The sequence below is a fragment of the Veillonella sp. VA139 genome (genome assembly GCF_003992005.1).
Lineage (GTDB): Bacteria > Bacillota > Negativicutes > Veillonellales > Veillonellaceae > F0422.
Genome location: NZ_RQVL01000010.1, coordinates 44,340 through 67,981, shown reverse-complemented (window position 1 = coordinate 67,981; position 23,642 = coordinate 44,340). Strand labels below are relative to the sequence as shown.

The 23,642-nt window shown below is 35.7% G+C and carries 20 protein-coding genes, 1 pseudogene and 2 CRISPR repeat arrays; all 21 genes and pseudogenes read left to right on the top strand.

All coding sequences use genetic code 11. The features are described from left to right. Positions 1–459: 459 nt before the first annotated feature. Positions 460–1,099: direct repeats of the CRISPR family, unit length 36 nt; unit sequence AGATAAAAAAATAATCCCCAGTATGGGGACGGAAAC. Between the two features lie 32 nt (positions 1,100–1,131). The 21 genes and pseudogenes from cas1 (EO125_RS05130) to EO125_RS05035 all read left to right on the top strand — a co-directional run bounded on the left by cas1 (EO125_RS05130) (position 1,132) and on the right by EO125_RS05035 (position 23,235). Beyond that, a pseudogene (cas1, locus tag EO125_RS05130) lies at positions 1,132–2,187 on the top strand (CRISPR-associated endonuclease Cas1). Between the two features lie 241 nt (positions 2,188–2,428). Then, positions 2,429–3,346, top strand: coding sequence for an Abi family protein (locus EO125_RS05125; RefSeq protein ID WP_127147964.1), 918 nt, complete (start codon positions 2,429–2,431; stop codon positions 3,344–3,346). A 213-nt stretch (positions 3,347–3,559) separates the two neighbouring features. After that, positions 3,560–5,053: a hypothetical protein gene (locus EO125_RS05120; protein ID WP_127147963.1), complete on the top strand. Its 1,494-nt coding sequence runs from the start codon at positions 3,560–3,562 to the stop codon at positions 5,051–5,053. Positions 5,054–5,056: 3 nt separating this feature from the next. Continuing rightward, a complete protein-coding gene (locus EO125_RS05115; RefSeq protein ID WP_127147962.1) occupies positions 5,057–6,073 on the top strand; it encodes a hypothetical protein in 1,017 nt (338 codons plus the stop codon). 9 nt (positions 6,074–6,082) lie between these two features. Beyond that, on the top strand, positions 6,083–6,928 hold the full coding sequence (locus EO125_RS05110; RefSeq protein ID WP_127147961.1) for a hypothetical protein: 846 nt from the start codon (positions 6,083–6,085) through the stop codon (positions 6,926–6,928). Positions 6,929–7,243: 315 nt separating this feature from the next. Further along, positions 7,244–7,967: a CRISPR direct-repeat array (repeat unit 31 nt; unit sequence AAAAAATAATCCCCAATATGGGGACGGAAAC). 125 nt (positions 7,968–8,092) lie between these two features. After that, positions 8,093–8,425 (top strand): CRISPR-associated endonuclease Cas1, encoded by a 333-nt coding sequence (locus tag EO125_RS10110; protein WP_255416572.1) that lies wholly within the window; start codon positions 8,093–8,095, stop codon positions 8,423–8,425. Positions 8,426–8,447: 22 nt separating this feature from the next. Next, positions 8,448–9,089, top strand: a complete 642-nt coding sequence (gene cas1 / locus EO125_RS10105; RefSeq protein WP_255416571.1) for a CRISPR-associated endonuclease Cas1 — start codon at positions 8,448–8,450, stop codon at positions 9,087–9,089. Positions 9,090–9,126: 37 nt separating this feature from the next. Then, on the top strand, positions 9,127–9,402 hold the full coding sequence (cas2, locus tag EO125_RS05100; protein ID WP_127147965.1) for a CRISPR-associated endonuclease Cas2: 276 nt from the start codon (positions 9,127–9,129) through the stop codon (positions 9,400–9,402). Between the two features lie 22 nt (positions 9,403–9,424). Next, complete coding sequence (gene cas10, locus EO125_RS05095) at positions 9,425–11,965, top strand: type III-A CRISPR-associated protein Cas10/Csm1 (RefSeq protein ID WP_127147960.1); 2,541 nt, start codon at positions 9,425–9,427, stop codon at positions 11,963–11,965. Next, positions 11,958–12,431 carry a type III-A CRISPR-associated protein Csm2 gene (csm2, locus tag EO125_RS05090; protein ID WP_127147959.1) on the top strand — a complete coding sequence of 158 codons (474 nt, stop codon included), beginning with the start codon at positions 11,958–11,960 and terminating at the stop codon, positions 12,429–12,431. The genes cas10 and csm2 overlap by 8 nt, the downstream gene beginning before the upstream one ends. Before the next feature lie 2 nt (positions 12,432–12,433). Continuing rightward, positions 12,434–13,114, top strand: a complete 681-nt coding sequence (gene csm3, locus EO125_RS05085) for a type III-A CRISPR-associated RAMP protein Csm3 (protein WP_127147958.1) — start codon at positions 12,434–12,436, stop codon at positions 13,112–13,114. Positions 13,115–13,123: 9 nt separating this feature from the next. Next, a complete protein-coding gene (gene csm4 / locus EO125_RS05080) occupies positions 13,124–14,122 on the top strand; it encodes a type III-A CRISPR-associated RAMP protein Csm4 (protein ID WP_127147957.1) in 999 nt (332 codons plus the stop codon). Further along, entirely contained in the window at positions 14,115–15,287 is a 1,173-nt protein-coding gene (gene csm5 / locus EO125_RS05075; protein WP_127147956.1) for a type III-A CRISPR-associated RAMP protein Csm5, read from the top strand. Before csm4 ends, csm5 begins: the two co-directional genes overlap by 8 nt. Further along, complete coding sequence (gene cas6 / locus EO125_RS05070; RefSeq protein WP_127147955.1) at positions 15,274–16,047, top strand: CRISPR system precrRNA processing endoribonuclease RAMP protein Cas6; 774 nt, start codon at positions 15,274–15,276, stop codon at positions 16,045–16,047. Before csm5 ends, cas6 begins: the two co-directional genes overlap by 14 nt. 145 nt (positions 16,048–16,192) lie before the next feature. After that, complete coding sequence (mtnP, locus tag EO125_RS05065; protein ID WP_127147954.1) at positions 16,193–16,987, top strand: S-methyl-5'-thioadenosine phosphorylase; 795 nt, start codon at positions 16,193–16,195, stop codon at positions 16,985–16,987. 32 nt (positions 16,988–17,019) lie between these two features. Continuing rightward, complete coding sequence (locus EO125_RS05060) at positions 17,020–18,264, top strand: adenosylhomocysteinase (RefSeq protein ID WP_127147953.1); 1,245 nt, start codon at positions 17,020–17,022, stop codon at positions 18,262–18,264. Between the two features lie 440 nt (positions 18,265–18,704). Continuing rightward, complete coding sequence (locus EO125_RS05055; RefSeq protein WP_127009454.1) at positions 18,705–19,853, top strand: ABC transporter substrate-binding protein; 1,149 nt, start codon at positions 18,705–18,707, stop codon at positions 19,851–19,853. A 10-nt stretch (positions 19,854–19,863) separates the two neighbouring features. After that, complete coding sequence (locus EO125_RS05050) at positions 19,864–20,745, top strand: branched-chain amino acid ABC transporter permease (RefSeq protein WP_127147952.1); 882 nt, start codon at positions 19,864–19,866, stop codon at positions 20,743–20,745. Further along, positions 20,742–21,755: a branched-chain amino acid ABC transporter permease gene (locus EO125_RS05045; RefSeq protein ID WP_127135444.1), complete on the top strand. Its 1,014-nt coding sequence runs from the start codon at positions 20,742–20,744 to the stop codon at positions 21,753–21,755. Before EO125_RS05050 ends, EO125_RS05045 begins: the two co-directional genes overlap by 4 nt. Positions 21,756–21,764: 9 nt before the next feature. Continuing rightward, the gene (locus EO125_RS05040; RefSeq protein ID WP_126937350.1) at positions 21,765–22,523 is read left to right on the top strand and encodes an ABC transporter ATP-binding protein; all 759 of its coding nucleotides are present in this window, start codon (positions 21,765–21,767) and stop codon (positions 22,521–22,523) included. A gap of 1 nt (position 22,524) precedes the next feature. Then, positions 22,525–23,235 carry an ABC transporter ATP-binding protein gene (locus EO125_RS05035; RefSeq protein ID WP_127147951.1) on the top strand — a complete coding sequence of 237 codons (711 nt, stop codon included), beginning with the start codon at positions 22,525–22,527 and terminating at the stop codon, positions 23,233–23,235. Positions 23,236–23,642: the final 407 nt, after the last annotated feature.

Sequence of the window (23,642 nt, the reverse complement as noted above, 5' to 3'; positions counted from 1 at the left end):
ATTTACTGGTAGTGCATTTAATAAATTTGTGTTAGTATTAGTCATAAGAACTGAACCTTCTTTCTGTGATTTTTATTAGACACTTAAATCTTAAAGAAGTTCAGTTCTTTTTTCAATACTAACTAAACATGTTTACACAAAATATTTTACACTGTCTGAAGGCATGAAATCATGCTTGACAGAGTGTTAGGATAGGTCTATTATGTAACTGAAACAAACCCCTCACATCCGTAAGGATAGATATGCAAATCTGACGTGAGGCTTTTTTATTGCTTGAAATTTGCAATTTATCTAATAGATATGGTATTCTTGTGTTAGATATAAATCTCCGCCGATATGATAAGGATAGGCTTGCACAACAGTTTTTGCGATTCTGATTGAAGTTAGGGTTATCTTTGTGAAGACTCCGCCGATAATCGTGGTTTAAACGCACTAGGTATCATAACTATAGAGGGTAGTGATAAAAAAATAATCCCCAGTATGGGGACGGAAACTAATAGCTAAATGATTTCGTTTAACTGTTTCTCGTTCAGATAAAAAAATAATCCCCAGTATGGGGACGGAAACATTATACTATGTCTTCTTCACATAGATGTGAGAATGTCCTAGATAAAAAAATAATCCCCAGTATGGGGACGGAAACTTAAGCCAATAGCGCAATTTTATTATCTAACATAATTCTTAGAGATAAAAAAATAATCCTCAGTACGGGGACGGAAACGTTTCCTCCTTGTAGAAATTAATTATAATAACTTATCAAAATGAAAAAAATAATCCCCAGTACGGGACGGAAAGGCGGTTTCAAGGTCGGATGTTAATTTGCCTGTGGTGACTTTGATAAAAAATTAATCCCCAATACGGGGACGGAAACTCTTGAGCATCGTTATATTGCTTTATTTTAGGTATACGCGATAAAAAATTAATCCCCAATACGGGGACGGAAACGTATATGCCTAGTGTCATCTAATGTAGGCAATTCTGGATAGATAAAAAATTAATCCCCAATACGGGGACGGAAACCATAAATGTTGCACTCTTTCATCAACAATTCGTTCAGAAAACAGATAAAAAAAATAATCCCCAATACGGGGACGAATTTCAACAAAACTTAAGATTATTATACTTAGCTCTATGCGTAAACAATGCACCGCATTATATACGTCTTATAATATGGAATCGGAGTGCATTATAACAATAGTTATGTATTATAAGGGAGGCATTTGTATGACGACTTTATATGTGACAGAATCAAGTTCATTTATTAAACGAAAAGGTGGACATGTTATTGTTGGTAGGAATCATGAGGTGTTATTTGAAGTGCCATTTGATTCTATTGATGATGTAACAGTATTTGACTCGGTTCATATTTCATCATCATTATTGACTGATTTTATATCTAATGGTATTCCAGTGACCTAGCTATCAGGATATGGAAAGTATTTCGGTACTTTAATTAATACCAATACTGTAGATATTCATAAGCATCAGAGACAATTTACTATAAGGGGCGATAAAGATTTCTGTTTAGCACTTAGCAAAAGGCTAATCAATGCTAAAATAAATAATCAGCTGACTATATTGAGACGCTATGAAAGGAATCTTCTTGATGATAGTGTTATGATGTCCATTCATAACATTTGTCATATCCGCAAGAATATACATAAAGCAACAAGCATTGAAGAACTGATGGGATATGAGGGAATTGTTAGTCGTCTATATTTTGAAGGGTTAGGAAAAATTGTTCCTTTAGAATTTGCTTTTACAAAACGAAGTAAACAGCCTCCATTAGATTCATTTAATGCTATGTTAGGATTAGGGTATAGTATGCTCTTTAATAAAATTATGGCAAGAGTTATTAATGCTGGATTACATCCTTTTGTAGGGGGTATGCATTCTATTAAGGGTGGACATCTAGCCTTAGTATCTGATTTAATTGAAGAATGGAGAGCACCTGTGATTGATTCATTAATGCTTAATTTAGTTAAGCGAAATATGATAGATGTAGATGAAGACTTTCAATATTCTGGTGAAGGGTGCTATTTAAATGGAGAAGGAAGAAAACTATTTTTGAGTGCCTATAATAAAAAGATAAAAAGTATGAATCAATATATGGATAGAGGACAAACATTTAGAGAATCTATTTTTAGTCAATCTTGCCAACACCTAGAACTGCAATCCCAGGTGTAGAAAAGTAACGGATGGTTACAAGCAATTAAACATGGTGGACGCAGGATTCTTTGGTAACAAGGAACCCTCTTTTAAAGCTAGGAAATTATTTTTCCAACAAAAACTTGACACCGTCGGATAAAAAAAGTATTGACAATTTTTGAAATTAGGGTTATCCTATGTATAAGACAAACCCCCCACATCCGCAAGGACAGATATATTCTGACGTGGGGCTTTTTTTGTATATTGTTGAGGGAATATTATGAATACACCAAAGGCGTTATCACACGATGAATTGCTAACATTGTTTTCAGATAAAGGTATGAGTGTTTCAGAAGGGGATAGTTTTATATTTCAACATATAAACTATTACAAGTTAAAGAATATTGCCAAACCTTTAGCTATTAATTTAGGTAAAGGCAAACTATCATATGAAGGTTTAAAGTTTAAAGATATTATAAAACGTTATTACCAAGATAAAGATTTAAGAATATTTCTTCTTCATGCTATTGAAGAAGTTGAAATTTCCATAAAAGCCAATTTTGCTAACATATTAGGCGAAAGATATGGAGCTTTTGGATATTTAGATTTTTCCACGTGGTGTAATAAAGAAAAGACTACGAAAGAGTACATTTGCCAACAAGAATTTCTTGTAAAAGAAGCACTTTTGGGTTCATTAAAAAGGATGTCGTATAATTTAAACTCAAATCAAGAAAATTTTAATGAAGAAGGATCTCCTACAGTTTGGATTGCATTTGATTTACTAACACTTGGTATGATTGTAAAAATGTTAGATATGTTAAGTGAGAAAAACTTAACTAGGTTGGCTAGCATATACGGATGTACTAATAATGAACTAATATCCTGGTTAAAATGTATTTATTTTATAAGAAATATATGTGCACATAATGGTAATTTGATAGACATTAAGGTAAGAAAAAAACCTAAAGTAAGGTTGCCATGGTATGATAATATTGTTTATCATGAAATTGAGGGAGCGAAGAAGGCAACAAATCGTTTTGCGATAGTTTTATTAATTATTATGGAGTTAGTACGACAAATTAATCCTACATATGATTGGGGATATTTAAAGCAAACGATAAACAAAATATGCATTGATGACAAGCGAGCAATATTGATGGGTTTTCAAAGCAAAGAAAAAGTAGAGTCTCTACTATAAAATTTAATACATATGTAACAACATCCCCACATGGAATCGATTCTAATGTGGGGATATTTTTGTCAAAATATTCTTAAAATTAATGAAAAAGGATTTTTTGAAAGTGTGTCGAATATGTAATAACAAGAAAATACAAGTATAGGATAGTAGGTGCTATCCCGTAGCACCATAGTAACAGCATATCTTGATGATCATCGAGAAGAGGAGTATGTGATGGAAACAGAAGTAGAAACTAAACAAAATTTGCCAGACCATGTGTTAGAGTATATAGCTACTATATGTGCCTTTGATGCACTATGCAATGCATTACTAGATGCAGTAGAGGGGGCTACGAAAGGTAAGAAAGACAAATGTTTAGCGGGTTCTCTATCAAACTATTTAGGGGATATATGGCATAGGTCTCTTTTAGCAAATGATCTAGAGGAGATTGCATATGCTGATCAAGACAGAGTAGATTTAACAGCGATTGCTAGTGAGTTTACATCTGATGAAACTATTAATGGATTTATAGAAATTGGAATCTCTACTTGTCAGGATGTCATTGAATTAAGCTTTATAGATATTTGTGAAGGTGTATATTCCAGATTTTCCCAGATTGTAGAGTTACTTGAGCAAGACACATATATCAGTACATTGTCTTTAGATTTAGAGGAATATGATATAACAGTTACGGTGCTAGCATCTGGTTTGTTGATGCGTTGTTATTTAGAGGTGATGAGAGAAAAGTTCTATGGTGAAAGTGAATATCCGGAAGACTTTCTGGATGTTCAAAAAGAGATGTGGAAAGGATTACGTTGGCTAGAAGATACCGAGTATGAATTCAATTCGGAGGCGACTAGACAGTTAGCTATTATGTGTCGTCATATTCAACCACTTAGCATCGTGAGAGGCATGCAGTATGTCTATCATAGTTTACCAAATCTATTGAAAGCACATATTGGTGGCGTAGATATATATATCGATGACCTAGTGGCTGAAAAGATAGAGGATTTAGAATACCTAGAATGTTTGCTCACCCTTGAAAAAGAAGAGGCAAAGAATTGGTTTCATAGCCAACAGAAAACGCTTATTTCTAACAGATTAGCAGAGCTTTTAGGAAAACGGATTATCATAAACACTCCTGACATGAGTGAAGCAATCTTAGAAGCGGGACAGATACCGTACTGTCTATCTATTGAAGATACCTTGGAGTACTTACAAACAAGACAAGAGGGTACACTGTATCTTAGAATGTTCCAAGTTCTTGAATTGTTCCTTGAGCATGTGCTATTCTTTTCCATGAAATATCCAGCAGATATGTTGACAGAACATATTTTATCAGGTGGTGATGATAAAGAAGAAGATTGGAAGGCAATTCGTGATTTACAAGATGCAGTAGAGGAAGAGGCTCACTTAGGTGAAATTTTGGAAAGCATTATTTTAGGAACCTATGAACCGTCTAGTAGAGAGGATGAAAGTTCTGTGCAGTCAGATGCTTTGGAAGACGATGATTTTGATATGTCAGAAGATGAAAAAGAACCTATAGATCTTATTAGTACAGACAATCTAGCAGATATTCGAGAGTTTTTCCATGACGTATATTTTTATTATCTATTACATAGAGTGGATAACTACGATGGCACTGTGTATGATACTTTCATAGCTGGTGGTGACTACATTAAAGAAATGAATTATGTGGATAGTGAAGATCGATATTCCTATTACTAGGTAGTGATAGATGGAGACTATTATAATTCCTACTATAATTATGATAGAGTTTACCTGACAGATACCGAGGATCCTGTTAATTACGATACAGAGTGGACATTAGAGGCGGAAGATGGAGAACCGATCCGAAAGCGTGTTAAACAGTGTGAGCCGGTGTATCTGTATCGCAGTAGTCATGACTTTATTCATTCCATTATGAAAGACATAATAGAGTATAGTTTAGATCATTTTTCTGATTCCGATAGACCATATATAGAAGAAGCTAAGTATAAGATTCGTGATGAATGGAAGCGGGTTAGTACAGATAAGTGGAAAGAAGATAAGCCTTTTAAAGTAAATTTAAAAGCCTATAAAACAATGTATCAAAATATAGGGACAATTTTACTTAATGTAGTGGATACACTTAACAGATCAAGGACATTTGAGTATAGCGACTATTTAGAAGATGAGTGTGAAAAGGAAATCCTTTTATCAGGTATGGTTGGATTAGCAAAATTGATGTATCCAATGTTTATTATGATGGTACAGTCGGATGTGAATAGCGTATTAGATGAAAGCTATGATATATATACGGAATTGTCGGAAGATGTGACTGTGGAAGATATGCTATATATACTTCATATGGCAGTAAAAGCCTTTGTGCATCGTCGTGTTCAACTCGCGGAAAAAGAATGGTTCTCTTATGAGGAAAGTCATATTGATGAATCGGCTCCACTAGAACATACAGAAGATTGTATTCAGCAAGCTAGGAAGGGTTCGATTCGAACATGGAGTGATCTAAGAGCTACATATATGTGTATGAAAAAGCATTGGAAAGAACCAGATATCTATTGGAAGACCTTAAAAAATCAACTGTTTAATGATACAAAAGATATGTCCCAAAGTGAATACGAATCGTATCGGACTATGTTTCATACCTATGAAAATAGTTTACGAGGACTAGAGCGTATCGTGCGCTGTTATATAGCCTTGTATCCTGTAGTACTACGTGCCGAATATAAATATATCAAAGAGAATTAGGTGATAGAAATGATAGGAAATGCATTAACAGATAACTTATTTACCCTATGGTGGCAAGGCACCTATGTTATGTTTCATGACATAATAACCCTAGTAGAAGAAACAAATCCAAGAAGTGGAGATAATATTCGGAAAAGAATTTATGAGCGGTTAGATCATATCCTTGACCATAAAGATACTTGGATGCCTGATGATACACGGGAAGATATCATTCAGGTAGCTTCAAAGATGAGTGACTATATGCTTCCCCTTATTGAGCCTCTTGAAAGGCATGCAAAAGAGTCCACAAAGATAACAGAAGAACAATTACAAGGTATAGAACTGCAATTATATGTTATTTTTGCCGCTATAGATGCTTTACCGACCTTATTCTCTTATACATATACAATGGAGAAGGTTAAAGCAGGAAAAGTAGATAGTAAGGAGCCTCAAGATATTATTTTGGAGAAAGACAAGCATAAAAATATATTAACGCTATTATTTTGGTTACAAACCATAGAGGTCGTAGCGAAAGAGATTTTACTGCAACTAAACTATCGTAATGAAGTGACTGGGGATTTTCCTAGATGCATGAAGCAATTAACCAAGATCTTAGAGTTTCATGTAGAACAATTCAAAGGTAATACTATTCCATACGCAGATGTACCAACATTAGAATTACAATGGGGTGTTCCAGTATGTGAAGTAGTGGAAAGGTTTAGTCGCCATGTACAACGTTGGATAAAACATAAGGTAAATGTAAACACGAGCACTGAAAGGCATTGCTTGAAGCTGTTAGAAACATTAAAAGTAGCGGCAGATTATTATAAAATTTTGTTCCCAGGAATGATTGCTATGGATTTCCAAGAAAGATAGGGAATGTGATAAAAGAAGAGACTTTAAAGTAAAGAATCTGATTGGTATGGAAATAAAATGATTAGAAGGAGAGTGCCCCACATCTGAAAAGATAGCTACATCCTGATGTGGGGCATTTGTATTACTTGAAATTTGCAATTTGTCTAATAGATATGGTATTCTTATGTTAGATATAAATCTCCGCCGATTTGATAATAATAGGCTTGAACGACAGTTTTCGGGAGTTTCATTGAAGTTAAGAGTATCTTTGTAACGACTCCGCCGATGATCGTGGTTTAAAGGCTCTAGTTATCATAACTATAGAGGGTAGGGATAAAAAAATAATCTCCAATACGGGGACGGAAACAAGCAATTTCTCAATTCTTCTTTATTCAATTCAAAGCCTTTTTGATAAAAACATAATCTCCAGTATGGGGATGGAAACTCATGGTGTTCTTTCCTTTCAATTTAATAATGTGATATATATAAAAAAATAATCCCCAATATGGGGACGGAAACTTACTGACCCAATAAATTCGATTAAGTCGCGTTCTTCATCATGATAAAAACATAATCCCCAGTATAGGGACGGAAACTGTTTCGTTCAATAGATATGTCAATAGGCTTTCCTCTGAGTGATAAAAAATAATCCCCAGTACGGGGACGAAAATTAGAAGTAGTATTTATGTCTTTAGTCTTATGTCTTTCTATGATAAAAAAATAATCCCCAATGCGGGGACGGAAACCCGAAATCATCTGTAGACATTGTTGTGTCATTTTTCCCAAAATTGGATAAAAAAATAATCCCCAATATGGGGACGGAAACTCCCAGATTTCTTCTGTTTTAGTAAGTCCTGTTATACTTATTTTCAGATAAAAAATAATCCCCAGCACGGGGACGGAAACATAAAACTAAAACTAAAATGAACAATGAAAATAAACCTAAACGATAAAAAATAATCCCCAATACGGGGACGGAAACGCATTAAATACGTTGTAATATTTATGTACCCAATACCCATCCTGATAAAAAAATAATCCCCAATATGGGGACGGAACTCGGAAAAAACTAAGGTTGTAATACTCAGATCTATGCGTAAACAATGCACCGCATTCTTTACATCCTATAATATGGGATCGGAGCGTATAGTAATAATAGTTATGTATTATAAAGGAGGAATTTGTATGACGACTTTATATGTGACAGAATCAGGCTCCTTTATTAAACGAAAAGGTGGGCATGTTATTGTTGGTAGGAATCATGAAGTATTATTTGAAGTACCATTTAAGTCCATTGATGATGTAACAGTATTTGACTCGGTTCATATTTCATCATCATTATTGACTGATTTTATATCTAATGGTATTCCAGTGACTTGGTTATCAGGATATGGGAAATATTTTGGTACTTTGATTAATACAAATACTGTAGATATTCATAAGCATCAGAGACAATTTACTATGAGGGAAGATCAAGAGTTCTGTTTAGCACTTAGTAAAAAACTAAATCAATGCTAAAATAAATAATCAGCTGACTATATTGAGACGCTATGAAAGGAATCTTCTTGATGATAGTGTTATGATGTCCATTCATAACATTTGTCATATCCGCAAGAATATACATAAAGCAACAAGCATTGAAGAATTGATGGGATATGAGGGGATCATTAGTCGCTTATATTTTGAAGGGCTAGGAAAGATTGTCCCTTTAGAATTTACTTTTACAAAACGAAGTAAACAGCCTCCATTAGATCCATTTAATGCTATGTTAGGATTAGGGTATAGTATGCTCTTTAATAAAATTATGGCAAGAGTTATTAATGCTGGATTACATCCTTTTGTAGGGGGTATGCATTCTATTAAGGGTGGACATCCAGCCTTAGTATCTGATTTAATTGAAGAATGGAGAGCACCTGTAATTGATTCATTAATGCTTAATTTAGTCAAGCGAAATATGATAGATGTAGATGAAGACTTTCAATATTCTGGTGAAGGGTGCTATTTAAATGGAGAAGGAAGAAAACTATTTTTGAGTGCCTATAATAAAAAGATAAAAAGTATGAATCAATATATGGATAGAGGACAAACATTTAGAGAATCTATTTTTAGTCAATGCAAAGCATATGCATCAACAATTATGAATATAGATCTTGAGCGATATACACCCCTAGAGATAAGATAGATATCTAGAAAATGATAATGTTATGGAGCGCTTAATTATGAAAAAGTTTATAGTTTTGATTATTTATGATATAGTAGATAGTAAGATACGATTAAAAATGGTGAAGTGTTTGGAACGATATGGTGTTCGTGTTCAAAAGTCAGCATTTGAAGCATTGTTAAATCGTAAACAGTACGATGCTATGATTCGCCACTGCAGTCGTTTAATTAATCCGAATATTGATTCTTTGCGAATATATATTCTTGATGATTTAGTTAAGATATATACTTGGGGAATTGGAGAAAGAAAAGAACAAGATTGTGTCATATTATAAAAGATTAATGAGGGAGAAAACCATGGGGTGTTTAGAAACATTGGTAAAAGGTGCCTTGTTACATGATATTGGAAAAGTAGTCTATCGTGCTAACGAAGGATCGGGAGATCATTCGACGGCGGGGGCTACTTTTTTGCGTTCTTATTCAGAAGATAAGGAGTTATTGAGATGTGTTCAATATCATCGTGGAAAGCAATTATCTAAGGCCACAATTCCAGATACTAGCTTAGCTTATTTGGTGTATGAAGCAGATAATCTTGCATCGGCTTTGGACCGTAGAGAGTTTGATGAAGGTGAAATGATTGAGGGACAAACCTTCGATAAGAATATGCCTTTAACATCTGTATTCCATACTTTTGGTGGAAGTATTTCAAAAAATGAGCAAAAATATCACCTTCGAGGTCTAGATGTAGAGGATAATTATAACTACCCAAAAGAAGGGACTATTCTAGCCACATCTGATACTTATAAAATGCTTCATCAAACAATGAAAGATAAATTTACAGCACAAAATATAGATGATATGACGGTGAATGAATTACTACGGATTTATGAGGATACTACTAGCTTTATTCCTTTTACTACATATAAAAAAGAAATTGCAGATACATCTTTGTACATACATTCTAAGTTGACAGCAGCGATTGCAACGTGTATGCAATTATATTTTGAAGAGAACCATATCACAGATTATAAAAGGTATTGTTTTACAGATTCCAAAACATTTCGTGAACAAGAAGCATTTATGATGATTTCTGGAGATGTGTCTGGTATACAAGATTTCATTTATACAGTGCCATCAACAGGTGCATTAAAATCTTTACGTGGTCGATCAGTGTATTTAGAAATACTATTAGAATCTATTATTGATTCTTTGTTAGAAGACTTAAACTTGACTAGATGTAACGTATTATATTCTGGTGGAGGACATTTCTATATACTATCACCTGCTACGGAAACTACTGTAGAGATTGTGAATTCTGTAGAAGCCTCTGTGAATCAATGGTTACTTGAGCATGTAGGTACAAAACTATATATCGCATTTGGTATGGCCACATGTACAGGGAATGATTTAATTAACGGAGAAAAACAGCATAAACTATTTGGTGATGTTCGACAGAATAGTGATAAAGGTAAAATATCACGGTATACCGAAGAGAATTTGGTTGATTTATTTAACCCTAATAGTTCTATTAATTTAGTGAAAGATGGAGATAAAGAATGCTCTATATGCCATACTTCATCAGTATATTTAAAACCTTATGTAGATACAGGAGCGTTGGCTTGCTGTATGTGTGATTCTTTATATAGGTTAGGAGAAGTATTGGTTCAACCAGAAGAATCTGTGCTAGGAATTGCAGAAACACAAGCTGTATTAGAGAAGACACCTTCGATTCCGATATATTCTAATTATGATGCGAATTTATATGTTATATCAAAACGTAATTTAGAAGAATTAGGTGACAGTGCAGAGTGGAAACGGTTATATGTTATTAATGGATCGGAAGTAGGCGGACCGGTTGCAAATCGTTTGTGGATTGCAGATTATGTAACTCGTAAACCTGATGGCTCTGTATATACTTTTGAAGAATTAGCAAATCTTAGTGGCTCAAAAACGGCAGGTATACAGCGCTTAGGGGTATTAAGAGCTGATGTTGATAACCTAGGAGCAGCCTTTATTAGTGGATTTATTAGTGATAACAAAGAAGCATTGTTTCAATTTAATAGATTTTCTAGATATGCTGATTTATCCAGAACTTTATCTATGTTCTTTAAAGTAGGGGTTAATAAAATTGTATCGGGTAATGTCAATGGTGTAGAAGATATAAAAGATACTTATCGCCTCTGGAGTGGAGATACTAGCGAAAAGGGGCATATTCATATTATCTATTCTGGCGGGGATGATGTTTTTCTAGTAGGACCTTGGGACGAATTGATTGAAGTTGCTATTGATATTCGAAATAGACTTAAGGATTTGACGGGTGGAAAAATTACAATGTCTGCGGGGTTAGGGATGTTTACCCATCACTTTCCAATCACAAAAATGGCAGAAATAACTGGTAATTTAGAGTCGACAGCAAAAGATATGCCTAAAAAAGATAGTATTGCCTTGTTTGGCTTTGATACACATAATGACGGACAGCCTTTAGTTTGTCATCATGTGTATACATGGGATCAGTTTATTAACTCTGTATTGGGAGAAAAGTTTAAACTACTACAGTCATTATTAGGTATATCTAAAGAAGGAATAGTAAGTGATATGGATAAAATTCCTTTTAGATTAAGTTTTATGTATCGGATTATGGAATTGCTAGAAGAGCTTGTAAAAGAGAATTCAGATGGAATTCACAGAGCAAGATTGCTATATACTTTGGCTAGAATGGAGCCTCAAAGAGCTAGTGAATTACAAAAAGAAGCATATCAGAAATTTGTTACTAAAATGTATGAGTATACTCAATCTAAAGAGGTAATCAAAACATCAGGAAAAGAGTTACTTACGGCATTGCATATATTGATTTATTGTTTGCGTGGTAAAGAAAAAATGGAGGAACAGAATGTTTGATTATGTAGCAGAAGCAGAATCAGTGATTAAGCAGTTGGGGAAAACAGATCAAGGCATAATTGCATTAAATACCAATCAACTTAGAAAAATTTTTTCTGCAATTACTGATGTAAAAAACAAGGTAACTGTTGAGGTAGCTAAAAATAAAGATCGAGTAAAGACTATTTCACCTGAATTACAGATGGAAATTCGTTTTCTTAAAACTTTATTTCGATATCAAGCCGGTCGAGAAATTGAAGAGAATAATAAAAAGTATAATGCAATTAATGCAGTTGATGACTTTATTGAAAAAGCAAATTTAATTCCTCTCTTAGAAGATATTAATGGAGATATTGAAAAATTTAATGAATATTGTAAATACGTAGAGGCATTAGTTGCTTTTCATAAGTATTATTCAGCAGTATCTACAAGAAAAAAGAAAAATAATTATACTAATCAAAATTATAATAAAAGAGGGAGTAAATAAGTATGAGTGAAACTACTAAGAATGCAATTCGAGGAAAAATTATTATCCAAGGAGATTTAACAATAAAAACAGGTATGCACATAGGTGGCGGTAGTGACTATGCTCCGATTGGAGCAGTAGATAGTCCGTTTATTCGCGATTCTTTAACACAAGAACCCATTATTCCGGGGAGTTCGTTAAAAGGGAAAATTCGTACCTTACTAGCTCGCTATAGAAGTGAAGAACATATTGTAAATTCAATAGATAAGGATGATGATGTTATTAAGAGATTATTTGGTTCTACAAAGCCACAAACTATTTCTCGATTGCAATTTCAAGATTTATTTATTTCAGAAGAAACCAAATTGTTATTTGAGTCGATTGATACAGATACCTATATGGGAGAAGTAAAATTTGAAAACACTATTAATAGAGTGACTAGTGTTGCTATGCCGAGACAAATAGAGCGTGTACCCGCAGGAACTAAGTTTGCATTTAAGCTTGTATATACTTTAATAGATAAAGATGAAGCGGAAGAAGATTTACAAACATTACGAACAGGTTTAGAGTTATTGCAATTAGATTACCTTGGAGGACATGGTACAAGAGGGTATGGACGTATATCTATTGATAATGTGACAATAAAAACATTCTCGGTTGATGCTGAATTAAGTAAACGTTGTGAACAGGTTTTACAAGGTTAAGGTGATGTAATGAAATATTATATATTTCCTTTTACATTTACAAGTTCCGTACACTTTGGAAATACGAGTGAAGGCGGTTCGTTAGATAAAGTGCAACTCACAATATCCTCAGATACATTTGTATCTGCCTGTGTGAATGAAATTGGTCATAATCAAGCAGAAATAGAATGGCTACTGCAATCTTTACGAGTGGATGATATAAAAATCTCTAGCTTGTTTCCTTTTACAAATCTACATAAGCAAATTGAGTTATTTGTACCACGCCCAATTTGTGAAACTCAGAAAAAACATATATCTATCATAGACAAAGATACGTTGCTAAAGCGTGTAAAAGACCAGAAAAAACTAAAAAAGATAGGATATATTCGTGCATCCAATTTGTATAATAAGGTTGGTGCATATTCACTATTTTCTATGATTGAAGATCCTTTTTTTGGACAGTATTTAACAGCGCATCGTGTGGCGTTGCGTGAAGAGAAGAGCAACCCATATGTTGTAGGTTCCTTTAAATTTGCTAAGAATGCGGGATTATACTGCATTGTGGGAGTTAAACGGATAGAAGATTTGGATAGAGTTAAAAGAATTTTTGAAAGTCTCAGTTATACCGGTATTGGAGGAAAGAGAAGTTCTGGTTTTGGACAATTTATTGTAGAAGACGAGTTTGAGTTAGATACAATACCTACATATGGAACTGATGCAGTTGCATTATATAATTTATTGCAGCAAAAAGGTTCTATGTATATGTCGATTAGCGCTATAACACCAAAAATAGATGAGATTAATATAGTATCAGAGGGTACGTATAAGATCATCAAAAGAAGTGGCTTTGTATATAGCGAATCTATTTCTGCACCATATAAACGAAATTCTTTTTATGCTCTACAAGAAGGTAGCTGTATGCCGTATCCATTAGAGGGACAAATGGTAGAATTGCACTACGATAAAAGTCCTCATTCAATTTATAAAAATATGAAAGGTTTTTGGTTAGGGGTGAATATTGATGAGTAAAAAATCCATGCCAACTACAGTTTCTTTTACATTAGAAACGATAACCCCAGTATCCATAGGAAGCGGGCGAGATGTGAATGTACTTGACTACATTTTAGATACAGCTAATCGTGATGTATATATTTTAAACCACAAAAAATGGTTTCAATATTTATATTCAATTGATAAACTATCTGACTATGAGTCGTATGTAGAAAACCATACAAAAGGACAAAAAGAGACTATTTACGAATGGATGGAACGAACAATAGGTATTCCTGAAGATAGCGTATTGTTGAGTGTTTCTAAACGTCAATTGCATTGTGTACCAAGTTCTATTTCAAAAATGTCATTGAATGATATAAAACTATGCATGTCATTACCTGATGGAACACCGTATATACCTGGTAGTTCCTTGAAAGGTGTCATAATCGCATCTATAGTAGCCCATATTATAAAGAATGATGAAGACTTTCGTAAAGAATGGAGAGATAAACTCGTAAAGGCTTTAAAAAATCAGAATGATCTTAATGGATGTATAAAAGCATACAGAAAAGGTCTGGATACATTGATACTATCTAGAATAAAGAAGTCTACTGGAAAAGATGTTCGAGATGGTATAAAAAAGTTGTTTCATGCTATTTCAGTATCAGATATTATGTTATCAAATAATGATAGTATGGCTACGTATATCTTACCTAGGTATGACTCTTTAGCAGATACAAAAGAAATAAAATCATTACCTATATATAGAGAGTGTATCATTCCAAATACTAAGCTAAAAGGCATGTTAAGTGTAAATCTTCATGAATTGAAAAATATTGGAATCGATTCTACATCTGATCTTATCAAAATTATTGAAGAACATACGCAACGACTAGTAAGACGATGGAAACTTGCATTTAAAGAGACTATTGAGGAATCATGCATACAAGAATTGGAACAGGTCACTTGTTTACTGGGCAGTAGTATTGGTTTTTTACATAAAACATTACTATTGCCACTATTTGATAATTCTAAAGATGAAGTTAATGTCGTGAAATCAATACTAAAATTGCAGAAGCAGTTTGAAGACCATCGACATAATGAAGACAAAATTATATCTCCCAGAACGCTAAAGCTAACGAAGTATAAAGGAAAAGATTATATATTTGGAGGAGTAAAGTTACATCTTGAAGAAAATTGAAATTAAAGTAATAGAATTTGATATTCACTTAGATAATAGGCAGAAAATTGTTCAATCATTAGGGAGTGTATTACATGGTGTGATAATGTCATGTATTTCTACGGAATATGCTACATTTCTGCATACTACACAAATACCACCGTATCATCAATATGTGTACTATGATAAAGAACGCAATACTAGTGTATGGAGAATTGCTGCTTTAACTAAAGAAAGCATAGAAGAAATGATTCATCCTTTGTGGAATATAAAGTCCAAGATAGGGCTAACACAAAAGAATGGTAGCTTAATCATAGACGATAGACGAGTTGTGTTAGAAACAGATTATGCCAGTATTGCAAAATCATTTTTAGGAGATATTAAGCAATATAAGAAAATAGATATTATATTTGTAACGCCAACTTCATTTAAGGTAAATCAAGCCTATGCTATTTTTCCTGATATTGAAAAAATTATGAGGAGTTTTCTAAAAAAGTGGAATGCATTCAGTTCATCAGATGTATATGATGATGAAGAGTTATTTCAGGTCATGTGCGACAACATGTATGTAGCAGAGTACCGTATGCGGTTACAAAAGTTTTATTTAGAAAAAACTAAGATACCAGGCTTTCAAGGGAGCTATACATTAATCTGTAAACGAAATATGATCCTTTCAAATCTAGCGGCTATGTTGTGCTACTTTGGCTCTATTGCTGGGTGTGGCATTAAAGTTGCCCTAGGTATGGGAGCCATGCAGGTAGAACTAGAAGAAAGCGAATAAAAACTTAATACATATGTAACAATATCCCCACATGGAATCACTTCTAATGTGGGGATATTTTATTAAAATTTTATTAGAATTCCCCCATTTCATGCTATAATAAATTCATACAGATATTTTTCTATCTATCACAAGGAGGAACTATATGTCAGCGATTGCTATTATTGGTGGTACTGGTGTGTACGACCCAAATATGTTTGAAACTATGACGGAATCGTTTTTGATGACGCCTTATGGTGAGATTCACTATGTGTGCGGTACCTATGAGGGCAAGACGGTGTATTTCTTAGCCCGTCATGGTCGAGATCATTCGATTCCACCGCACAAGATTAATTATCGTGCAAACATTTGGGGCTTGAAAAAGTTAGGTGTTAAGTTCATCGTATCTACTACAGCGGTAGGTTCTTTGGATGAGAACTTTGGACCGGGTCATTTTGTGTTGACGGACCAATTCCTAGATTTTACGAAAAACCGTGTGAATACGTTCTACGAAGGTGGCGATCGTCCGGTTGCTCATGTGGATGTTACAGATCCATATAGCCCTGAGTTGCGAAGTATTGTTGAAAGTGCTGCAAAATCCCTAGGCTTAACGGTTCACAATGGTGGCACCTACGTATGTACAGAGGGCCCTCGTTTTGAATCGCCGGCTGAAATTCGCATGTATGCTATGTTAGGTGGCCAAACGGTGGGTATGACGAATGTACCGGAAGTGACCTTAGCCAATGAAGCGGAAATGGCATATATGACAATTTCCATGGTCACAAACTATGCAGCAGGCATTTCCGAATCTGCTTTGACCCATGGCGAAGTGGTAGACATGATGAAAGAAATGGCTGAGCAATTACAAGCGCTTGTAAAAGAAGTTATCAAAGGCATTGATATGAATGCAGACTATCCAGCTCATCATCGTATGTCAGAATATGGTGGCTTTCAATTATAATCTATGGTGAAGAATCTAAAAGGAGAACGCCAATGCAATCTTTAATTCGAGATATTTCCTTAGCCGCTGAAGGTCGTAAAAAAATCGACTGGGTAGCTAATTTCATGCCTACTTTAAACACATTAGGTGACCGTTTTGAAAAAGAGCAAACTTTCAAAGGTCAAACCATCGTTGTGTCCGTTCACTTAGAAGCGAAAACTGCGTACTTATCTACTGTTTTAAAACGTGGTGGTGCGGATGTGATCGTCACAGGGTCCAATCCATTATCGACCCAAGATGATGTAGCAGCAGGACTTGTCGACATGGGTTTAACTGTATATGCTTGGTACAACTGTACAGACGAAGAATATACGATGTTCCTGAACAAAGCGTTGGATCATAAACCGCATATCATCATCGATGACGGCGGCGATTTGGTGAGCTTGTTACATACAACACGAACTGATGCAAAAGAACGTTTGTTGGGCGGTAGTGAAGAAACTACAACAGGTGTACACCGTTTGAAAGCCTTGGCTGAAGCGGAACAGTTGACATTCCCGATGATCGCTGTGAACGATTCTAACTGTAAATACTTATTCGACAATCGTTATGGTACTGGTCAATCTGTGTGGGACGGTATCATGCGTACCACGAACTTAACAGTAACAGGTAAAAACGTGGTGGTTGCTGGTTACGGTTGGTGCGGTAAAGGCGTAGCACTTCGTGCAAAAGGCTTAGGTGCCCACGTGTATGTCACAGAAGTGGATCCAATCAAAGCCATCGAGGCTGTATTCGATGGTTTCAAAGTATTACCAATGGTAGAAGCAGCTAAAATTGGCGATATTTTCTGTACGGTCACAGGCTGTAAAGACGTCATCACAGAAGAGCATTATGCAGTGATGAAAGACCGCGCTATACTTTGTAATGCAGGCCATTTCGATTGCGAAGTGAATGTAAAAGATTTAGAAGCGATGGCTGTATCTCATGAACGAGTGCGTCAAAATATCGAGGCCTACCATATGCAAGATGGTCGTCAATTGTATGTACTAGCAGAAGGTCGCCTTGTGAACTTAGCAGCAGGGGATGGACATCCGGCAGAAATTATGGACTTGTCCTTTGCTATGCAAGCACTAGCAGCAGAATATATCTTGCACCATGGTGCAGACATGGCAGATGATGTGCATGTATTGCCATATGAAGTGGACGCAGAAATTGCGAAATTGAAATTGCAATCCATGGGCTATGACTTAGATACATTAACACAAGAACAATATGATTATTTGTATACAGTGAATTAACATCTTACATAGGTAACTAAAAAAACTAATCTACACATAATTTGGTGATGAGAGTGTTAACTTTCATCACCAATTTTATTACCCACTAATATTAAAATAGACAGCAAAAGGATAATCGTATAATCACAGAACATGAGAGCCCAGTAGGCGTATATCCCAGTGGTAGTGGTGATACATTGACAACAAATGTTTAAAAAGATGTTTGTCCTCCTTAAAAATACAAAAATAAGGAAAATATACGTTATAGGTTTACTAAAAAAACTCATAACTAAATTCTTATATTTATATTTGACAATGTGCTCATGTTACATTCATAATAGGAAAGCATAGATTTTCTATAGGAGTATATATTTCTCCTATGCTAATGAAGTGAAATGGTAAAGGTGACTTTCACGGTGAGAAAATCCAAACGAGGAGTTTTTAAAAAGAAAGGGTGTAACATGAAAAAATCCATGTTCAAACGTGCACTAGCATTGGGTGCTACGGCTATTTTGGCTGCGGCGATCGCTGGTTGCGGTGGCAATAGTTCATCAACAAACAATGCAAATGAAGCAAAAGTAGCCTTATTGACGACTACGTCTGGCGCAGCAGCTGCCTATGGCGAGTCTATTAAGAATGGTGCAGAGTTAGCGGTAGCACAAATTAACGGCGATGCTAACAATGTAAAAATTAATTTGTTAGTGGAAGACACAAAAGGTGACAAGAACGAAGCCATCAACGCGATGAACAAAGTGATTGCAAAAGATAAAGTCGTAGCTGTCATTGGACCTATGTTATCTGGCGAAATGATGGCAGCAGGACCGATTGCTAATAAAAATAAAGTGGTAGCATTGGGTACTTCTACAACTGCAGAAGGCATCACAGATATCGGAGATTATATTTTCCGTAATGCTGTACCAGAATCTTTGGCAGTAGACGCAGCGATTCGTCAATCTCATAAAGTATTAGGTTTCAAAACAGCAGCGATTATGTATTCCAACAACAACGACCAAATGGTTTCTGTAAACAACACAGCGAAAAAAGCATTGGAATCTGAAGGGGTTCAAATTGTAGCCACAGAAACGTTTGCTGATAAAGATACAGATTTCTCTGCACAGTTGACTAAAATTCAACAAGCAAAACCTGATATCATCATCGTTGCATCCTTGTACCAAGAAGGGGCATTGATTATGAAAAAAATGCGTGAACTTGGCATGAACCAACCAGTAGTAGGTTCCAATGGTTTCAACAGCCCAGCTTTCATTAAAAATGCAGGTGCCGCTGCTGATGGTGCGATCGTAGGTACACCTTGGTTCCCTAACAAAGATGACCAAAAAGTTCGCGACTTCCGCAAAGCTTATGTAGAAAAATATGGTCATGAACCAGATCAATTTGCAGCACAAGCATATGATGCTGTGTTCTTGTACGAAGCCGCTTTAAAAGCAGCTGGCTCTACAACAGATCGCGAAAAATTCCGTAATGCCTTAAAAGGTATTACAGACTTCGTAGGGGTAACTGGTAAATTCCAATTTAACGAAAAACGTGACCCATCTATGGAAGTTCAAGTTTTACAAATTAAAAACGGTCAGTTCGACGCATTACAAAAATAGGAGTTACACGATGTTTTTACAGCAATTAGTGAATGGCCTTACTTTAGGCAGTCTCTATGCAGTATTAGCGATCGGATTGACACTTGTGTTTGGTGTGTTGAACATCATCAACATGGCTCACGGAGGCATCTTTATGATAGGTGCCTTCGTGGGTTTATTTATGGTGACAGTCTTTGAAGCTAATATATTCGTAGCTATTTTTGTGGCTATGCTGGTAGGGGCAATTCTTGGATATCTATTAGAGTTTGTGGCACTTCGTCCACTTCGCAAAAAAAATGTATCCCATTTGGCGCCATTGATTTCCACAATTGGCGTATCTATTTTTATTGAAAGTGTAGCCTTACTTGTGTGGGGTCCACAAACACGTTCATTTCCACCAGATTTCATTGGTGGACTCATCGATTTTGGTATGTTCAAAATTTCCATGGTTCAAATCATTGGACTTGGCGTATCCATTGTGTTAATGTTGATTTTAAATGTACTCATTAAAAAAACTAAAATTGGTAAAGCTATCCGTGCTGTATCCTTGAGCACAGAAACGGCATCCTTATTGGGTATCAACCCGACACTAGTTATTTCTGTAACAGTGATGCTCGCTTCTGCATTAGGATCTGCCGCTGGTGTGCTGGTTGGTTTATCCTTCGATGCCGTAGAGCCTATGATGGGTGTTGTTATCGGATTTAAAGGATTAGCAGTGTTAATTCTTGGCGGGCTTGGAAACATCACTGGTGCGATGGTTGGTGGATTCATCTTAGGTGTATCTGAAGTATTCTCCGTAGCCTATGGGGCATCTTCTTACCGTGATGCTGTAGCCTTTGGGTTAATCATTCTCTTATTGTTCTGGAGACCACAAGGGTTATTCGGATCCAAAGATAAGGGGGGACGACCATGAGTGAAATTTTAAATCCATATTATCTACAAATTGTGATGTTCTTCATCATCAATGCTATTATGGGTATTTCCATTTTCTTCACCCTTTCTACAGGACAGTTGACATTGGGTGCGGCTGGTTTTATGAGCGTGGGTGCCTACGTGGGTGCTTTGCTCACTCTGAAAGCTGAGTTACCGATTCCGATTGCTATCTTCATTGGTGGTGTCGTGGCGGCCTTAGTAGCTATTGTGATTGGTTTACCAACTACACGCTTGAAAGGTTTATACCTTGCCATTGCTACCTTGGGCTTTGGTGAAGTAGTACGTGTTATCTTTTTGAACTTAGAAGTGACCAATGGAGCCTTGGGCCTTTCAGGAATTCCAGCGATTGCTCAAGAATTGACGAACTATATCTATGAGTTTGATATGGACGGTTTGTTAGACATTGATGCATTAACATGGGGTAACTTGTTGACCATCATTATTTTGTTGGTGATTTTAGCACTAGTGATATTGTTCTGCTTACGCATCCACAATAGTCGTGTAGGGCGTGCATTCCAAGCCATTAAAGCAGATGACCATGCAGCAGAGTTAATGGGTATCAATGTGGTGTATTACAAAATGTTAGCCTTTGTCATCGGTGCTTTCATTGCTGGTATTGGCGGTGGTTTGTATGCACATATTACAAACTTCATCAACCCTACAGATTTTAGCTACCACAAAGTAGTGCAAATTTTATTGTTCCCTGTGTTTGGTGGTTCCAATGTAGTATGGGGGTCTGTACTAGGCTCTTTCATTTTGACATTGTTACCAGAAGTATTGCGTTTCTTAGCAGATTACCGGGATATTATTTATGGCGCATTACTAGTTATCTTGATGGCTGTTCGCCCAGATGGTATTTTGACAGAAGATTTAATGGACAAAATTTATCGCAAATTGGGTGTGAAAAAGAAAGCATATATTCCAGAAACGCAAGTATTAACAGAACGCTTTGAAGCTTATAAAACACAAAGCAAGTCTGGTCAAGAATAGGAGGTAACCATGCTATTACAATTAGATGATGTAAGTAAAAGCTTTGGCGGTGTGGCTGCCTTGACAGGGGTTACCTTCCAAGTGAACCAAGGGGAAGTCTTTGGTGTCATCGGACCGAATGGGGCCGGTAAAACAACGCTGTTCAACTTGATTACTGGCGTATTCCCTGTCAGTACTGGCAATATTGTCTTCGATGGTATGAATGTAGTGGGCATTAAACCACATCGTACGGTGGAGATGGGGATTGCGAGAACGTTCCAAAATATCCGTTTATTCGGTAATATGACGGCCTTGGAAACTGTATTGACCGGTATGCATTGTCGTACAGGTTCTGGTGTGTTGTCTAGCTTCTTCCGTACAAAACGCCAACGCATTGAAGAAGAGCGTTGCCGTGGTATTGCCTATGAGTTTTTAAAACTGGTTGGCTTAGAAGAAGATGCGGAAGAAGTAGCTACATCTTTACCATATGGTAAGCAACGTCGTTTGGAAATTGCTCGTGCCTTAGCAACGCATCCACAATTGATTTTATTGGATGAGCCTGCGGCAGGTATGAACGATAGTGAGACAGAGGTGTTGCGCCAATTGATCGGGAAAATCCGTGATTTAGGTATTACCGTGGTGGTCATCGAGCATGATATGGCGTTGATGATGAATATTTGTGACCGCTTAGCAGTGTTGAACTTCGGCAAAAAGATTGCAGAAGGAACTCCACAAGAAATTCAAAACAATCCAGATGTAATCGAAGCGTACTTAGGAAAGGAGGAATAATATGTTAAAAATTGAAAATGTAGTAGCTGGTTATGGTCATATAACAGCCTTAAAATCTATTAACTTAGAAGTTCCTCAAGGTTCTATTGTATCTTTGATTGGTGCCAATGGTGCTGGTAAATCGACAACCATGCGTTCTATCATGGGTTTAGTAAAACCTACAGAAGGTCGCATTACCTTTGAAGGTAAAGATATTACATCTATGAAAACCCATGATATTGTGAAATCTGGTATTTCCCTCGTCCCAGAAGGTCGTCAAATATTACAAGATATGAGTGTTTACGAAAATCTAGAAATGGGAGCCTATATTCGTAAGGATGCTGAAATCAACGATGATATTAAAAAAGTGTTCAAACGATTCCCTATTCTTGACGAACGTAGTTACCAATTAGGTGGTACTTTATCTGGTGGACAACAGCAGATGCTTGCCATTGGTCGTGCTTTAATGGCTCGTCCTAAACTGTTGTTACTAGATGAACCATCCATGGGTTTGGCGCCGTTGGTAGTGAATGAAATTTTTGAAGTTATCAAAGAGATTAGCGCCGAAGGAACGACAGTATTGTTAGTAGAGCAAAATGTACGTCAAGCTTTGAAAATAGCTGACTATGCATATGTATTAGAAACAGGTAAAATCGTTCTTTCAGGACCAGCCGAAGAAATTCGCCACGACCCTAGAGTCATGGAAGCGTACCTAGGGGGTAGAGTAGAATAATGTCAAGGTTCATTCCTGACTATTCTAGATAGTAAAAGGTACATATAGGATCAAATACAAGGATATTGTCTTTGATAGATAACTGTATAAAGATAGACAGCAGATATACAATCCATTGTGGTTGCGTATCTGCTTTTTATTTATATACTTTGAATGTATAGATGCTACATATAGAAATGGCGTATACCTGAGTATAAATACTATCATAAGAATGTACAGAAATGACTGTATAGGGGTGCAGACTTTCATAATGTAAGACATCTTGTATGATGATATACTTTCATAAGATAAAAATTGAAAAGCACTAAAATCTATTGTGTATACATGAGCTCTATGCCTTGTAGGAGAATCAAATTTCTTGTAAACTAATAGTATACCAACATAATATATTTTTATATTCATATAGG

Excerpts from the sequence above, each read along its gene's own strand:
- EO125_RS05125 (WP_127147964.1), top strand. The coding sequence starts at position 2,429 with ATGAATACACCAAAGGCGTTATCACACGATGAATTGCTAACATTGTTT.
- EO125_RS05120 (WP_127147963.1), top strand. The coding sequence starts at position 3,560 with ATGGAAACAGAAGTAGAAACTAAACAAAATTTGCCAGACCATGTGTTA.
- EO125_RS05110 (WP_127147961.1), top strand. The coding sequence starts at position 6,083 with ATGATAGGAAATGCATTAACAGATAACTTATTTACCCTATGGTGGCAA.
- EO125_RS10110 (WP_255416572.1), top strand. The coding sequence starts at position 8,093 with ATGACGACTTTATATGTGACAGAATCAGGCTCCTTTATTAAACGAAAA.
- cas2 (WP_127147965.1), top strand. The coding sequence starts at position 9,127 with ATGAAAAAGTTTATAGTTTTGATTATTTATGATATAGTAGATAGTAAG.
- cas10 (WP_127147960.1), top strand. The coding sequence starts at position 9,425 with ATGGGGTGTTTAGAAACATTGGTAAAAGGTGCCTTGTTACATGATATT.
- csm2 (WP_127147959.1), top strand. The coding sequence starts at position 11,958 with ATGTTTGATTATGTAGCAGAAGCAGAATCAGTGATTAAGCAGTTGGGG.
- csm3 (WP_127147958.1), top strand. The coding sequence starts at position 12,434 with ATGAGTGAAACTACTAAGAATGCAATTCGAGGAAAAATTATTATCCAA.
- csm4 (WP_127147957.1), top strand. The coding sequence starts at position 13,124 with ATGAAATATTATATATTTCCTTTTACATTTACAAGTTCCGTACACTTT.
- csm5 (WP_127147956.1), top strand. The coding sequence starts at position 14,115 with ATGAGTAAAAAATCCATGCCAACTACAGTTTCTTTTACATTAGAAACG.
- mtnP (WP_127147954.1), top strand. The coding sequence starts at position 16,193 with ATGTCAGCGATTGCTATTATTGGTGGTACTGGTGTGTACGACCCAAAT.
- EO125_RS05060 (WP_127147953.1), top strand. The coding sequence starts at position 17,020 with ATGCAATCTTTAATTCGAGATATTTCCTTAGCCGCTGAAGGTCGTAAA.
- EO125_RS05055 (WP_127009454.1), top strand. The coding sequence starts at position 18,705 with ATGAAAAAATCCATGTTCAAACGTGCACTAGCATTGGGTGCTACGGCT.
- EO125_RS05050 (WP_127147952.1), top strand. The coding sequence starts at position 19,864 with ATGTTTTTACAGCAATTAGTGAATGGCCTTACTTTAGGCAGTCTCTAT.
- EO125_RS05045 (WP_127135444.1), top strand. The coding sequence starts at position 20,742 with ATGAGTGAAATTTTAAATCCATATTATCTACAAATTGTGATGTTCTTC.
- EO125_RS05040 (WP_126937350.1), top strand. The coding sequence starts at position 21,765 with ATGCTATTACAATTAGATGATGTAAGTAAAAGCTTTGGCGGTGTGGCT.
- EO125_RS05035 (WP_127147951.1), top strand. The coding sequence starts at position 22,525 with ATGTTAAAAATTGAAAATGTAGTAGCTGGTTATGGTCATATAACAGCC.